Source organism: Leptospiraceae bacterium (assembly GCA_024233835.1).
Lineage (GTDB): Bacteria > Spirochaetota > Leptospiria > Leptospirales > Leptospiraceae > JACKPC01.
On sequence record JACKPC010000001.1, the window covers coordinates 1755981 to 1772089 of the forward strand.

The 16109-nt window shown below is 35.4% G+C and carries 12 protein-coding genes; 10 read left to right on the forward strand and 2 right to left on the reverse strand.

Annotated elements, in window-relative coordinates; genetic code table 11:
* Positions 1-40 precede the first annotated feature (40 nt).
* On the forward strand, positions 41-1738 hold the full coding sequence (locus tag H7A25_08055) for an acyl-CoA dehydrogenase (protein MCP5499839.1): 1698 nt from the start codon (positions 41-43) through the stop codon (positions 1736-1738).
* A 42-nt stretch (positions 1739-1780) separates the two neighbouring features.
* Here H7A25_08055 and H7A25_08060 read toward each other — a convergent pair whose 3' ends face one another.
* Both H7A25_08060 and H7A25_08065 read right to left on the reverse strand, forming a co-directional pair.
* Positions 1781-3196 (reverse strand): insulinase family protein, encoded by a 1416-nt coding sequence (locus H7A25_08060; GenBank protein ID MCP5499840.1) that lies wholly within the window; start codon positions 3194-3196, stop codon positions 1781-1783.
* The gene (locus tag H7A25_08065) at positions 3193-4755 is read right to left on the reverse strand and encodes an insulinase family protein (GenBank protein ID MCP5499841.1); all 1563 of its coding nucleotides are present in this window, start codon (positions 4753-4755) and stop codon (positions 3193-3195) included. Before H7A25_08065 ends, H7A25_08060 begins: the two co-directional genes overlap by 4 nt.
* 146 nt (positions 4756-4901) lie before the next feature.
* On the opposite strand from H7A25_08065, the gene H7A25_08070 reads away from it, so the two are divergent.
* The 9 genes from H7A25_08070 (at position 4902) to H7A25_08110 (ending at position 15891) form a co-directional block, all read left to right on the forward strand.
* On the forward strand, positions 4902-6512 hold the full coding sequence (locus H7A25_08070; protein MCP5499842.1) for a hypothetical protein: 1611 nt from the start codon (positions 4902-4904) through the stop codon (positions 6510-6512).
* Between the two features lie 17 nt (positions 6513-6529).
* Positions 6530-9850, forward strand: a complete 3321-nt coding sequence (locus H7A25_08075; protein MCP5499843.1) for a response regulator — start codon at positions 6530-6532, stop codon at positions 9848-9850.
* Positions 9851-10473: 623 nt separating this feature from the next.
* Positions 10474-10893, forward strand: a complete 420-nt coding sequence (locus H7A25_08080; protein ID MCP5499844.1) for a nucleotidyltransferase domain-containing protein — start codon at positions 10474-10476, stop codon at positions 10891-10893.
* Positions 10880-11290, forward strand: coding sequence for a HEPN domain-containing protein (locus H7A25_08085; GenBank protein ID MCP5499845.1), 411 nt, complete (start codon positions 10880-10882; stop codon positions 11288-11290). Before H7A25_08080 ends, H7A25_08085 begins: the two co-directional genes overlap by 14 nt.
* A gap of 130 nt (positions 11291-11420) precedes the next feature.
* The gene (locus H7A25_08090) at positions 11421-11642 is read left to right on the forward strand and encodes a hypothetical protein (protein MCP5499846.1); all 222 of its coding nucleotides are present in this window, start codon (positions 11421-11423) and stop codon (positions 11640-11642) included.
* A 449-nt stretch (positions 11643-12091) separates the two neighbouring features.
* Complete coding sequence (locus H7A25_08095; protein ID MCP5499847.1) at positions 12092-13579, forward strand: chitobiase/beta-hexosaminidase C-terminal domain-containing protein; 1488 nt, start codon at positions 12092-12094, stop codon at positions 13577-13579.
* A 420-nt stretch (positions 13580-13999) separates the two neighbouring features.
* Positions 14000-14575: a transposase zinc-binding domain-containing protein gene (locus tag H7A25_08100; protein ID MCP5499848.1), complete on the forward strand. Its 576-nt coding sequence runs from the start codon at positions 14000-14002 to the stop codon at positions 14573-14575.
* Between the two features lie 261 nt (positions 14576-14836).
* Positions 14837-15301: a mobile mystery protein A gene (locus H7A25_08105; protein MCP5499849.1), complete on the forward strand. Its 465-nt coding sequence runs from the start codon at positions 14837-14839 to the stop codon at positions 15299-15301.
* Positions 15292-15891, forward strand: a complete 600-nt coding sequence (locus tag H7A25_08110; GenBank protein MCP5499850.1) for a mobile mystery protein B — start codon at positions 15292-15294, stop codon at positions 15889-15891. The genes H7A25_08105 and H7A25_08110 overlap by 10 nt, the downstream gene beginning before the upstream one ends.
* Positions 15892-16109 lie beyond the last annotated feature (218 nt).

Consider the following 16109-nt stretch of genomic DNA (forward strand, 5'->3'; position numbering starts at 1 on the left):
CGAACAATGTAAAAGAAATTTTGCAGATAGGAGAGTACTGATGATTTTATTTCATCCCAATCAACCTGATTTCTCTCATCTTGATGAGAAATCTAAGGAGTTGATGGTAAAAACTATAGAATTTTTTGAAAAGAAGGGTAAGGTAAAGCTCAAACATGATGATCATGAGAGGGTCTGGTATGCAGATTTTTTAGAATTCCAGAAGCAGGCCCAGGCTTTTGCGACTCTTATGACACCCTCCGGCTATGGAGCATCCGATTCCCGTTGGGATAGTAGCCGGAACTGTAATTTTAGCGAGATACTGGGTTTTTATGGTCTGGCGTACTGGTATACCTGGCAGGTTTCCATGTTGGGTCTCGGACCTATCTGGAACAGTAAAAACGAGGATATGAGAAAGAGAGCAGCCCAGTATTTACAGGAAGGAGAAATTTTTGCTTTCGGTCTTTCGGAAAAAGAGCACGGTGCTGATTTAATCGGAACCGATATGATGCTGGAAAAAAAAGCAGACGGAACTTATATAGCAGATGGTGATAAATACTACATTGGTAATGCGAATAAAGCAGCTATGGTTTCCGTTTTCGGCAAAATGAAAGATAGCGGTCAATACGTTTTCTTTGTAGCCGATGCAAGAAGACCGGATTATAAACTGATTAAAAATACAACCAATTCTCAAAACTATGTAGCTGAATTTTTGCTGGAAAATTATCCTGTAGCTTCTAATGAAATCCTGGATATGGGAAGAGATGCCTGGGATTCTTCTCTTTCTACTATTGCATATTGTAAATATAACCTTGGCTGGGCTTCTGTCGGGATGTCTACCCATGCTCTTTATGAGGCTCTAAATCATGCTTCTAAAAGAAAGTTATACAATATGTACGTAACAGATTTTCCTCATGTGAAGCAGCTTTTTGTAGATGCATATTCCCGGCTTGTCGCCATGAGATTATTTACTGCTCGCGCCAGTGACTATATGAAATCGGCTTCAGCAGAGGATAGACGTTACCTTCTGTATAACCCTATGGTGAAAATGAAAGTCACTATGCAGGGAGAAGAAGTAGTCAATTTAATCTGGGATGTGATTGCTGCTAAGGGTTTTGAAAAAGACATGTTCTTCGAAATGGCCGCAAGAGATATTCGGGCCTTGCCGAAATTAGAAGGTACCGCACATGTAAACATGATTCTTATTAATAACTTTATCCAGAGTTTCCTTTTTGAGTCCAAAGAATACCCGGAAGTTCCATTCCAGGAAAAATCGAATGATGAGTTTTTATTCAATCAGGGTGCTACTACGAAAGGCCTGAAGAATATTCTATTTCATGATTATAATCTGGCTTATGCTAAAAAAGATCTTCCGAATATTCGAGTTTTCAAAGAACAAATTGATACATTAAAATATTTCCTGAAAGATAGTCCGCTCGAAAAAGCACAAACAAGAGATATTGATTTCATGTTGCCTTTCGGTGAGATTTTTACTCTGATTCCTTACGGTCAATTAGTCATTGAAAATGCGATTCATACCAATCTGCCCGATGAGATTCTGGATCAGATTTTCGATTTCATGGTCAGGGATTTCTCTAAGTATGCTTTACAGGTTTATTCTAAACCTTCTGCAACCGGAAAGCAGCTTGAAAATCTTATGAAAATGATTAAGAAGCCCATTACAGACGAAAATAGATACAATAAGGTCTGGCAGGAACACGTCTTTACTCTTGCCGGCGTTTATGAAATGAAACCATAAAAACAATGCAGGCGACCCTTCGGAGGGTCGCCTACTGGGGTTCTAAATTTCTTCTTCGGGCTTTAAGATGCGAATTTTTGTTTTAAGTTTATCTTTGATTGCTTCTTCCGGACAGACGATGATGGTTTTGAGTTTGGATGGTTCTAAGTAAAGTTTTCCAACTCTTTTTAAGTCTTCCAGTTTTACTGCTCGAATGCTTTCTCTATAAGTTTTTAAATAATTTTCCGGCATTTTGTCTTCATCAAATCGCACCTGGTTATTCACAATTCGGTTGTTATTTGCAAATAAAAAAACGAACTGGTTGATAATCGCAGTTTTTGCTTTTTCTAATTCAGCTTCTTTTATATTCTCTATAGTTTCGGAACTTAAGATTTTTTTCATCAAATCGATTACTTCTAAAAGACTGGAATTCTTGGTCATTACATAAGCATAAAAAACTCCATATTCGGCTTTGAATGAAGGGTAGCTACTGGCCGAATAGGCCAGACCCCTATCAACCCTTATCTGTTGCATCATATAAGAGTTGAAACCACTTCCACCGAGGATGTAATTCAAGAGTTGAATGGGGAAGAAATCCGGATGGTTATGCTGTGGTAAAATCCCGGTCATTAAAACCATAGATTGATTTACATCTTTATTTATCACATAGGCTTGAATGGGATCATTCTGGAAGTTACCTAAAATTTTAGAATATTCTAATTTTTCATCAATCGGCTCTGCTCCGAGTTTCTTGCCCGGAGAAAATATAGTTTTAATTTTTTCTTTTAATTTAGATTCATCTAAGAGGCCGGTTACTTTGATGATTTTATTTTTGTGAGTTTTTATTGCGTTCCAATAGTTTAACAAATCCTCTTTTTTTATTTTATTAACTGTTTCCAGGTTTTCCGATTTTCCGAGAGATAAACCTTTAAAGAGTACTTCATCAGCTTTTCTAAATATAAGGTTTTCTGTTCTATCATTTCTACGGCGAATGGATTCAATCATATCTCGTTTAGCTTTTGCAAAGGCTGTGTCTGTCAGGGCGGGCTTATTAATCAGTTCATCAATTAAAGTTAGAACTTCCTCCTGGTCTTTCGTGAGAAAGGATAGACGAAGGGTAATGGTATCATAGCCGGCAGAAATACCGAGTTGTGCTCCCAGGGCTTCCAGACGGGAAAGGAGCTTTTCACCCGGCAAGGATTCAGAACCACCAAATTTTAGTGTACTGGCCAGCAGGGAAGGTATTTCAATAAGTGGACTTGATTTCATGCCACCATAAATAGAAATACTGACATAGGCAATCGGAAAGTCTTCTGATAAGAGAGAGTAATAAGTAATCTTATCATCTAACTTTTCCTTATGAGCTTCCGGTATATTAAACTGTAGTTCTTTAAACTTTAAATCGGAGATGAGATCTGATTTAGCAAAAAGTAAATTAGGTAATAATGTGATTATTAGTGTGAATAGAATACGTTTCATTTTTTCTCCTTTTCTTCTTTATCTTTACGGGAATCTATAAGCTTTCCTACCGTCACATTATCACGGGTTAAATATTTTCGGCTTACTCTCTGTAAGTCTTCTTTTTTTACCTTGTTTAAAATGCTGTAAGATTTAAATAAGTTCGCCCAATCTCCGGTGATGATTTCATAATAGCTGAGTACATCGGCAAGGGTTCCATTATTGTCGATTCCCCTGAAGAAATCAGCTATGAGCTTATTTTTGACTTTTTCGATTTCTTCATCGCTTACTTCCCCTTTTTGGATTTTTTCGATTTCTTCCCAGATGGATTTTTCCAGGGTCTCTGTGTCTGTGTCTGTGTTGGGTCTTATCATGATAGTAAATAGATTGGAATATCTTTCCCCCGGATCTCCATTCCAGGCATTGACACTCAGAGCTGATTTGTCATTCAAAATAATTCGTTTGAAGAGTCGGCTGTCGGTTCCTCCGGTCAGGATCATATTTAAAATATCAAATGCATTATTGTCCGGATGGGGAAAAGCGGGTTTATGCCAGCCCATGAGCATAATCGGACTACTGGGGAATTTGACTGTAAAACGTTTTTCTCCCATACTTTCGATTTCTTTAATGCGCATTTGTGTTGTTTTACCGGAAGGTTGTAGGGAAGAAAAATACTTTCGAACAATTCTCTCTGTCTCTTCAAAATTCAGATCTCCTACAATAGAGATAACCATATTATCGGGCGAATAATGTTCCTTGAAAAAGTTTTCCGTCTCTGCTATATCCAGAAATGGGATGTTAGATGGATAGCCAATTACCGGCATTCTATAAGGATGTCTATCAAAAGCTACACTCAAATATTTTTCACGTAAAACCCCAAATCCCTGGTTTTCCACGCGCATCCTTCTCTCTTCCATAATCACATCTCTTTCGGTATAATACTCACGCAAAATAGGGTTACGCAGTCTGTCCGATTCGATTCTTGCCCAGAGTTCGAGACGATTAGCCGGTAGCTCGATTTGGTAATTAGTTACATCGTGAGTAGTATAGGCATTGAAATGAACCTGACCGTTTTGAGTATAGATCAGGTTATCTTCTGACTTTATAATATACTTATTTTGAATCATCTGGTAAACTTTTAGACTTTTCTCATGATTTTGAATTTCTTTTTCAATTTCATCGGGAACTTCTTCTCCGATTTGAGTATATTCACGGGCTTTTAATCTTAGTATATCGAGCTTCTGACCGTATTGTTGGATGAGTTGCAGATAACGCTCTTCTTTTTCATAATCAAGAGTTCCGATATTTTTTGTACCTTTAAACATCATGTGTTCGAGTAGATGAGCGGTGCCTGCCATTTCCGGGGTTTCATCTACAGAACCGGCTTTGAACTTGATATATAAGGCAAGAGTAGGGGAAGCGGTTCTTTTCATCATGATAAGTGTGAGTCCATTTTGTAGACTTACTTTTTTTACGGTTTTTTGTAAGCGTCCACTTATCTCTTCAAATAGGTCTTTAGGGTAAAGAATACCTATCGGAAGGAGAAGTCCTAAAAGAAAAATCAATGCGTTCTTATACAAATCTATTATTCTCCGTCGTTTTTTTGCAGTATTTGATCTCGCGTCTTTGCTGTCTTTCATAAAAAAAGGAGGATGGTAAAATTTAGATGAAATGATTTAGATATTTTTTCTTTGCAAACTTACAATCTACAAAAAAATTTGTTTATATGGATGAAATTATTAAATTGTCAATTAATTTTAAAATCTCAAATCTGTTTATTACTTTTCTTGTGATTGTCATCGGACTATTATTCGGAAAGTTAAAGGTAAAGAATGTAGGTTTCGGTAGTTCAGGTGTTTTAATCATCGCCATGATAGCCGGTTATCTCTATAATATTCCTTCTTCCCAGGAACTTCAACATCTTGGAATTGTGCTTTTTTTACTTGCGGTTGGTTCGGAAGCCGGTCCCAGTTTTTTTCGATCCTTTAAGAAGCAGGGAAAAATTTTCATATCGATGGTATTTGTTCTGCTTTTAACAGCGGGTATTACGATGATCGCCGGTCTTTTAATTACGGGCATACCGGTAGATCTGGGATTGGGACTTTTTGCAGGAGCATTTACATCCACACCGGCTCTGGTGAGTGCAACACAATTTGCAAACAAAAACCATGTGGTTATGGGATACGGTATTGCCTATCCTTTCGGACTTTTAACCGCTATTATCTTTATTCATGCTTCTTTAAAGATTTTTCAAAAGCGAATGATTGAAGAGGGAGATAAAAAATCTATTATCTATACCTCTATTCACAAGATTGAAAATGCAGAATTCGATAAAAAACAGATTAAGGATATTTCATTATTTAGCGACAATGAGGTTATTGTCTCAGCCATTAAACGGGATAATAATATAATGGCGGTGAATTCTACTACAATTTTACTTTTAGGAGATCTGCTTCGTCTGGAAGGAAAGAAAGATGCGGTGAATGAAGTTGGCTCTATTTTTGGAAAACGAATCGAAGAGATGTTCACAGCCGGAGGAGGAGATCTGGATACCCGTTCTATTGTAGTTGAAAACCTTTCCGTAATTAATAAGTCTTTTAAAGAATTACAGATTCGCATGAAATATAACGCATCTATTACCAAAGTCATTCGTTCGGGTTTTGAAATTTATCCTAAATCGGATCTAACATTAGAATATGATGATATAGTAGAAGCTGTGGGTTCGCCTTATCAACTGGATCAATTGGAATTATACCTGGGTCATAAACATCATACGGTTCAACCCAAGGTGGATATATTATCCATTACTGTAATGTTATTTTTTAGTTTTTTGGTAGGAGGAATTTTTTTCCCGATTCCTTTTTTGGGAGATTTTTCTCTCGGCCTTGCGGGTGGGGCTCTCATTACCGGTTTAACTTTCGGGCATTTCGGTCGAATCGGTCGTTTTATCGGTCGTTTTCCTATGGAATCAACTCGTACATTAAAAGAATTAGGTCTGGCCATGTTTTTTGTGCAGGTGGGGATTCGAACCGGGCACTCTATTGTGAATGGAATCAATTATAACACAATATATTATATTCTTTTCGCAGTAACTCTTTCTTTAATTCCCATGACGATAAGCTTTTATTACGGAAACAGATTTTTAAAATTATCCCTGGTGGAATGTTTTGGAGTTATATGCGGTGGGATGACTTTTACTGCCGGACTTGATATTATTCGTGAGGTAGATTCTTCTGATAAACCGGTCATTGCTTATTCTTCAGTATATCCTATATCTCTAATATTAGTTATATTTTTAGTTCAGGGAATCAATGTGATTATGAAAATGGTTTCCTGATGAGAAGGAAAAATAGGATGTATAATTTTAGAATCAGGCAAATCATCTTTTGCCTTTTGTTTACTTTCGCATGTTCAAAACCGGAAAACACTCCTTTCGCTAAAAAGGGATTAGTAAATTTACAGAATTGGAATTTGGAAGAGAAAGGAATTCTAAAACTTTCAGGAGAATGGGAATTCTATTGGAAAAAATTTTATTCTTCTGAAGATTTTCTATCAAAGAATATTCAGGCAGAATATCAAACTATCCCTTCTGCCTGGAATCGCAATAGGATAGATAATGAATTCTTAGAGAGGGATGGATATGCAACTTATAGAGTAAAAGTAAAATTGGATAAGACTTATAGAAGCCTGTCTATGAAAATAGGGATTATTTTAACTTCTTTTGATTTATACATTAATTCAAAAAAAGTATTATCGGCGGGAAAAACCGGAATTTCTCCGGATGAGGCAAAACCTGATATCAATAGCTACCTGGTCTCTTTCCCTGCGGATACAAAAGACCTGGAGATAATTTTACATATATCTAATTATTCTCACTATGACAGCGGTCCATCTTTTCCTATATTTTTAGGTGTTACTGAAGATATATATAGGGAAAGAGAAAAAAATATAATTCTTACTTTTTTACTTTTTGGAAGTATTTTTATTACGGGTTTATACCATTTATTCATTTTTTTATACAGACATAAGGAATCTTATATACTTGTATTTTCTTGCTTCTGTTTTGTTATTAGTCTACGAACTCTTTTAACCGGTGAGAATTATCTTTATCGATTTACTTTTATTCCTTATGCAGTCTTATATAAACTATATTTAATATCTACTTATCTTTCTATAAGTTTTTCTGCGAATTTTATTTCAGCTTTATATAATAGATATTTTTCTAATTTTGTAATAACCTGGTTGAACCGTTTAAGTCTTCTGGTAATTCTCTATGTACTTATATTTCCTATCCGTTATGCTTCTTTGAGTTTTCCGTATTTTGAGGGTGTTCTTATTATTTTTTGTTTTTATGCACTTTATACTCTAATTCGCTCGGCTTTTGGAGGTATTGCAGGAGCCGGAACATTTTTACTGGGAACTTTTATTTTAGTGGTAAGCATTATGCATGATATATTAAGAAATGGAAATGTAATACATTCTGATTTAACCCTGGTTCCTCTCGGAATGCTTGGTTTTATTTTCTCTCAGGCTGTTATGTTAGCAAAAAAGTTTACCAAAGCTTTTTACCAGGTGGAAGAATTGTCTTATACTTTATCTGATAAAACAAGAGAACTGGAAGAACAGAATGAAAAGCTGCGCACGATAGATAAAATAAAAGATGAATTTTTAGCGAATACTTCTCATGAACTCAGAACTCCTTTAAATGGGATTATTGGAATTACAGAATCATTAATGGACAATAATTCGGGGGAGCTTTCCTTATCTGCAAAAAATAATTTGAAAATAATCCATCATAGCGGCAAACGATTGTATAATATAATAAATGATATATTAGATTATTCAAAAATAAAAAATAAAGATTTGGTTTTGAAAAAGAGCATTCTTGATTTGAATAGCTTAACTGATTTGATTATTACTTTATGTGCACAAATGATAGGTTCTAAATCGATTCGGATTATAAAAGAAATCCCGGCTAATATACCACTCATACTGGCTGATGAAAATCGTTTAGAGCAAATAATTATGAATCTATTATCAAATGCTATCAAGTTTACAGAAAAAGGAGATATTCGTCTCGGGGCTAATTATGATTCAGAGAAAAAAGAAGTCATGATTTATATTGCAGATACCGGAATTGGAATCCCTGAAGATAAAAGAGAGTTAATCTTTAATTCTTTTGAACAGGTAGATAGTTCAATTGCAAGGGAATATGGTGGTACGGGCCTGGGTCTGGCTATTACGAAAAAATTGGTGGAATTACATAGAGGGCAGATTCGAGTTGAATCAGAGTTAGGATTTGGAAGTAAATTTAGTTTTAATTTACCACAACCTGAAGATCTGGATTATGATACCTTTTCAAGAAATGAAAGTGAACATATCAGTCATGGTTTAATTTCTTTTGAAGAGGATTGGATTGATATAAACCCGGAAACAGAAGAAATACAGGATAAAGCTAAAGTATTAATTATAGATGATGAAGCTATCAATATACAGGTTTTGAAAAACCAACTTAGTATTTATCATATACGAGTTGCATTGGATGGCAGAAGAGGTTTGGATTTGCTTGAGGAAGAAAAACCTGATATAGTACTTTTAGATTTGATGATGCCCAAAATGTCCGGCTATGAGGTAGCGGAAGAAATACGAAAAAAATATTCATCGGCTGTATTACCTATTATTATTCTAACAGCGAAAAATAGCCTTTTAGATCTGGTGAAAGGTTTTCGTACAGGAGCCAACGATTATTTGACAAAACCTTTTTCTAAAGAAGAGTTGTTGTCGAGGATAAAAACGCAGATAGAGTTGAAAAACTTGAATACACAATTGGAAAATGAAGTGATCGAGAGAACCGGACAGTTACACGAAGCTTTGGATAGAGTTACTTTTTTGAAAAATCAGCAGGATATAGATTATTATCTAATGAAAGTTTTGATTGAACCCTTAAGTACTTTTCAAATAAAAAGTCAGAAGTTTAAAATTAAATCCGGGATAAAGCAGTATAAAGAATTTATGTTTAAGCATGAAACCTATGAGATTGGTGGAGATATGAATTTTTCTATAAATATTCGCTTAAATAATAAAAGTTACATTCTTTTTGCCAATGCCGATGCGATGGGAAAATCAACACAGGGAGCAGGTGGGATTATTGTTTTAGGTACAGCATTAAATACTATTGTTCAAAAAACTAAAACACAGACTGAATATCAAATGCTGGAACCAAAGAGCTGGTTAAGCCAAACCATGTCTGAGATTAATTATTTATTTCAATGTTTTAATTATCATATGCTGACTTCTTTATTTATGGGCCTGCTCGATGAAGAAACAGATATTTTATATATGGTAAATGCTGAACATACCTCTCCCATATTATACAGGGACCGGGAGGTTTTCTTTTTCTTTAAGGGACTCAGTATGCCTAAATTAGGATTTGATACAATAGAATCTAAAGATATAATCATATATAAGAAAAAGATGCAAAAAGGAGATATTCTGATTATTGGTTCTGATGGAAAGGATGATATTTTATTGGAGGACAATATGAATTTTAACTCTGAGCATATACTATCGGTAGTGAAAAATTGTGAAGGCGATATTGATAAAATGATTAAGCATCTAAGAGAAGAGACGACTTTAACAGATGACCTGTCATTAATCAGTATAGAGTATTTGTAAAGTATCCTTTAGTAGCTTTGTTTGGCATGCAAAAGCAACTGTCCTGCTTCCCTGAAAAAATAAGGATGGAGCTGGATTTTGGTAGCAAATAGAAAAAATTACTTTACAAAATGATTTAAATACTTATTTTTTGTTTAAGGATTGTGAGTATGGATTTATTTTAAAAAGAGAGTTTTTATACTAACACGGAAAAAGAAAAACAGGAACAAAAGAAGGCAAGAGAGAGGTTTACAAAAAGAAGAGCTTGATAAGGCTTCAGGAGGGTTTGAAAAGGTTACTGACAGGCTGAGAAAAGAAATCACTGAATTGGCAGAAGAAAATAAAGTTCCTCGGACATTAACATTCTCTACTATTTTTCTTGTAGATGACTATTTAAAAATAATAAAGATTTTCAGTTTAAATTCGTTCTTATGTGATAGGGAAAAGAACCTATATCAATCAACAAATCTTTATAGTATCTCAGGTTTTATTCGAGAAAAGAGAATTAAGAATTATTCATGACGATAACATCATTAGCAGAAAGGCTGGAGCAAAAAGGCTATAATAGAGCTTTAGAACTTGTCAAACGGGCTGAAGCTGAGAAACAAAGCTTACGTGATTGCAACTACGGAGGGAATTGAATTGTGTTTATAATATCAGATGATTTACGAAATATTGCAGTTCATAAAGATTTAAAATCCTTTAGAGAAATAGCTTGTAAGAGAGAGTTTTATTTATCTACCAAAGAAATTGGAGTTTTGAATTGCATTAAAAAAAAAATTACCGAGAAGTTTAATGATAATATATTGCTATTGTATGGCTCAAGAGCGAGAGGTGATGCTAATGTTGACTCGGATTATGATTTATGTGTTCTTGTTCCTGAGCTAAATAAAAATTATCAAGAAGAATTATTTACAATTATTTGGGAAGAAGGCTTCGAGAACGATATGTTTTTTCAGACAGTATATTTCACTTATGATAATTTTTTTTCTGAAGATGTTTATAAAACAAGACATGTACAATCTATATTCAAAGAAGGAATTGAGATTAATGGAGAACTTTAAAAACCAAATTATTGCAAGATTAACACATGCCAAAGAAACCTTAAGTGCCGCTATATTACTTCATGAACAAAAAAATTACCGTTCCTCTATTAACAGATCTTATTATGCAATGTTTTATGCCGTGCAAGCATTACAATATCTTACTGATTCAGAGAAGAGGAAGCATATCGGTGTGATAGAAGTTTTCGATAAATATTTCGTAAAAACAGGAAAATTTTCAAAGGAGATGTCAAAGCAGATTCACAAGGCTTTTGATATCAGGAATTATACCGACTATCATGAGTTAGCAAAAATAGATGAAAAGCTATCTAAAGAATTATTAGATAGCTCAGAAAAATTTGTTTCTAACATTACGACTTATTTTCAGAGGGAATATGAATTATTTATTGGCAATTAAATATTCTCATGCTTTAACTTCAGCTAAGAAAATAAATAATATTATAATTTGGAAAATGTCTTATCCCTTCAATCCCCCAAAATTGAAAAAATGCTTGAAACTGAGAAAAGCGGGAGAGTAAAAGAGATGAATGATAACATCATTAGCAGAAAGGCTGGAGCAAAAAGGCTACAATAGAGCTTTAGAGCTCGTCAAACGGGCTGAAGAAAGAGCTGAAGCAGAAAAACAAAGAGCTACGCATAAAGCCAGGCTAAAAACCGCTATTTCTATGCGTAAGAAGGGCCTTGATTTGTTACAAATCCCTAATCCCCGGCTCATACAACCAAGGTACAACTTTCAGCTTGCTATATAGGTCAGTATACCTTCCGCTATACTATCCGGAATACGTACCGATAGGCGAAAAAGCATTCTTGTAAGTATACCGGCAGCTAATCCGGTAGGTATACTCGACTGCCCGGAACCTGAAAGGTATACCTTAGTTGTAAGCTCTTTGTAAAACAGGTGCCTCGGCTCGCATTGGCTCGCTCAGCAACCGGACTTGGTTTGCTCAGTAAGTGGTTTGCATGTTTCCAAAATCGGAGGATTAACCCTGAATGGTTCTGCTTTCATCTTTATCTAATAAATCCGTTATTTCTTTCCAATTATCATCACCACATGTTACTTATGCTATTGCTATTATCAGTATTTTAAAAAAAAGCAACAGCCTGAATATAGAAAAAACTCCAGAATACTGGAATTGACAAATCTTTTTTATCTGATAGATTAATTAAGTTCATGATAAATATACGAAGAGGAAAATTTGTGAATAACCATATTATATTTGTAATGATTCTAACATTATCCTTTCTTTTTTCTTGTAAGAAAGAAAAAGAAGATGATAAAGGTTTATTGTTAGGAGCAGCGTTGATAGCCGGTCAATCGACAACACTATCGGCAAATACCGAGAAATCGGAAACAGTAGCCACACCTACCTTCAGCCCTACTGCAGGGACATATACATCTGCACAAAACGTGACCATTAGTTCAACTACAAGTGGTGCTGAAATACGTTATACAACAGATGGAAGTGAGCCAACTTGTTCTACCGGAACAGTGTATAGTGCAGCAGTGAGTGTAACTGCAACTACAACACTAAAAGCGATAGGTTGTAAAACCGGAGCGACTGCATCGAGTATAGGTAGTGCATTGTATACCTTGAACTTAACAGTAGTCACACCTACCTTCAGCCCTGCAGCAGGGACATATACATCTGCACAAAGCGTGACCATTAGTTCAACTACAAGCGGTTCTGAGATACGTTATACAACAGATGGAAGTGAGCCAACTTGTTCAACCGGAACAGTGTATAGTGCAGCAGTGAGTGTAACTGCAACTACAACACTAAAAGCAGTAGGTTGTAAAACCGGTATGACCGCTTCGAGTGTAGCCAGTGCTTTATATACGATACAATACACACTTGGTGGGACGGTGAGCGGTCTGACCGGAACAGTAGTATTAACCAATGGTAGTGTAGATAAGTCAATCAGTGCAAGTGGTTCTTATACCTTTGATGCGGCAGTGAATAGTGGTAGTAGTTATACAGTAACTGTAAAAACGCAGCCGAGCAGTCAAACTTGCACAGTAAGCAATGGAACAGGCACAGCAAATGCAACTGTAAGCAATATAGATGTGAGTTGTGGAGTTCCTTGCTTAGAAGGCAGACCCGGAGGCACAGAGACCTACGCCTGGGGAACATTTACAGACCAATGCAATGGAACATTAAAGTTTGTAGGGGTAGCCGGGAATTTTGGAGGTCAAGACTATACAGCCCAAACATTAACGTTTATGAAATGCACCCAAGGTCAAACTTGGAATAGTGGAACCAATGATTGTACCGGAACAGGAGATTCTGGAACTAAATATGGAGCAGTTCAAAAACAGTTTTGTTCTTCAAATGATAGTACGTGTGATAATGGAACGGTTTTAACCAGCGGAGCTTTGTTTGATAGTTGTAATACATTAAGCTTTGCGGGAAAAGGTGCTGGCAGTTGGCGTGTAACGACCAAGAATGAGTTAAAGACGTTAATTCATTGTACGAATAAAACCATGCCGAACGATTTAAGCAGCTGCGGTAACTACACTTTTCCTTCGATTAATCATTTATTTCCAAATACCGTTGTCAACTATTATTGGTCTTCGTCGTCCAGCAGTATTTTCACCGCGTTTGCCGTCAGTTTCATCAATGGCAATGTCTCCTACTACAGTAAGACCAATACCGTCTACGTTCGTTGTGTGTTGTCCGGACAGTAGTTCGATACGCCAAACTTGGATGTCGGCTACTCACTACAAGTAACGTTGCGTAAGCATGGATAATTTAGTCATTTGGTTATTTAAAGACGCATCTTTTTAGCATCTTTTACGGGGAGGGGAATAAACCCCCTTGCATGCGAAATTTTTAAAAGAGAAGTCACCGAAAATGAGAAAGCTGAAGAAGCAAAAAAATAATCTTGAAAGTGTATAAAGATATAGACAAGCAAAAATATAAGGAGCAAAAAAGAAAGGGGTTGAACTTTCAGACTCAAATAATTCTTCGTTAAAAAATAATTCCAACGAGATAAATAATATTAAATAAAGTTGTTTAGAAAATCGTCGAATCTTTCGCACAACAGATGTATGATGAGCTATTGTGTATAAGTTAACGTTGAACAAAACTGCTTGCGCAGTATGAATATGCCCACATCATTGTATCGCTTCTTCTCTACTTTTCCCTCCCTATCCAATACAAAAACTCCCGGTATTATTGATATTTCTTACAATTCCTGTCGTAACAGAAATTGTCCGAAGTGCGGATTTCAAAAGAAAATCAAATGGCTCTATCTTCGGAAGAAAGATGTGTTACCTGTTACATATTACCATAATAAAAATAAGTATTCTTATAGAAAGGTAGACACGGTAAAGGTAAAGGGAAAAAATAAAGCTGTCGGAGTGATAGAAATCCTGAATGGTAATAGCAAAAGAATTATCGATCTGAAACTAGAAACCAGACCTGACTTTGAAAAAGGAATTGAACTATATAAAGATCAGAAATTCTATGAAGCCATCGGTCAGTTCAGACAGGTCTTAGAAAAAGATCCAAAAGATAAAGCTGCCGAAAACTACCTACAAAGAGCAAGCGGTATTGATGATGGAAGCCTCAAAGAAGAGAAATTGGCAGAGAAGAAAGTAAAACAGCACAGAACCGTAGGTTCTATAGTAAAAGTTCCCCTAAATGAGGGCTACCATCCCGATTTACTCAGGACGCTCTAAATTCGGAAGTATTTGAAATTGTTGAAAATAGCAATAGAAGAAATGCAACTATAGAAGAGTGTATGGGACTGGAAAGACTTTCCGTCTGGCAACCTGCTGCTGTCGAAAAAAGAATAATAAAAATACCGAACGTTTACAGGAATACACTGCCTTGGTTCATTTAATTCAAAAAATCACAACATTCAATCTTTAGAATGAAAAATATGCTTGTAATTCATCTTATAGGCTGAGATTATTGAATTATATTAAGCCTATAAGATGATGAAAGATCTAAAACAAAAATTAATCCTGAAACAGGTAGATAAAAAAATTTCTATTTTTTCCTCAATTGATACTTTTGAACTCCCTGGTGAAGGCTGGATATATAGCATCCGCACGGCATTGAAAATGACCCTAAAGCAGCTCGGCAGACGGATGGGTATTTCCCCCCAGAGTGTTAGTAATATGGAAAAACGTGAAAAAGTCGGTACAGTTACTCTCAAAACTCTAAAAGATTTCGCTCAAGCTATGGACATGGAATTTGTTTATGGTTTCATTCCCAGAGATAAATCTCTCGAAAAATTAATCGAAAAAAGAGCATTAGAGCTGGCAACGGAAATTATTCAAAGAACCAGTCTTACTATGAAATTGGAGGATCAAGAAATTTCCAAAGAAAGATTAGAAGAAGCAATAAATGAGAGAAAAAAAAAGATTATGGATGATATGCCAGGTTATTTATGGGATTAGATGATTTACAATATGTATTTGGTCAAACTCCACTGAGTCCAGAAGAAAAAGTCGAATTAAAAATAAAAACAATTTCCAATAGAGAAGAATTGAATGAATTTGAAGAACTGAATATTGAAAAAGCAGTTGAATGGTCGCTGGTGAAAAAGTTTAAAAGGAATCAAGTTTTTTCTGAAAAATTTATTCTTGAACTTCATAAAAAAATGTTCGGTGATGTCTGGAAGTGGGCTGGTAAATATCGTCTTTCAAATAAAAATATCGGAGTAGATAAATTCCAAATTGGCATTAAAATCAAAAACTTGCTTGATGATTGTAATTACTGGATAGAGAATAAATTATTTTCTGAAGATGAAATTGCTATACGATTTAAACATCGCTTAGTTGCTATTCACCCTTTTCCTAATGGAAACGGAAGGCATTCCAGACTCATGGCAGATATAATAGCTAAAAATGTATTTGATCGACAGGTATTTAGTTGGGGAAGATATGATTTATTTCAAGAATCAAAGTTAAGAATTTATTATATACAGAGTTTGAAAATGGCAGATAAGGGAGATTATACATTCTTATTAAAATTTGCCAGAAGTTGAAAGGTGCTTTTATTGTAATATTCAAAAAACAGCTCTCTAACGAGAGAATGTCCGACATGACCCATTGCAGTCGCCGTCACGTCGGACGATTCTCGGGACCTTGAAAAAAACTGCTTGTGCAGTATGAATATGCCCACATCATTGCATCGATTCTTCTCTACTTTTCCCTCCCTATCTAATACAAAAACTCCTTCACAAGAATCAAATCTATAACTCTC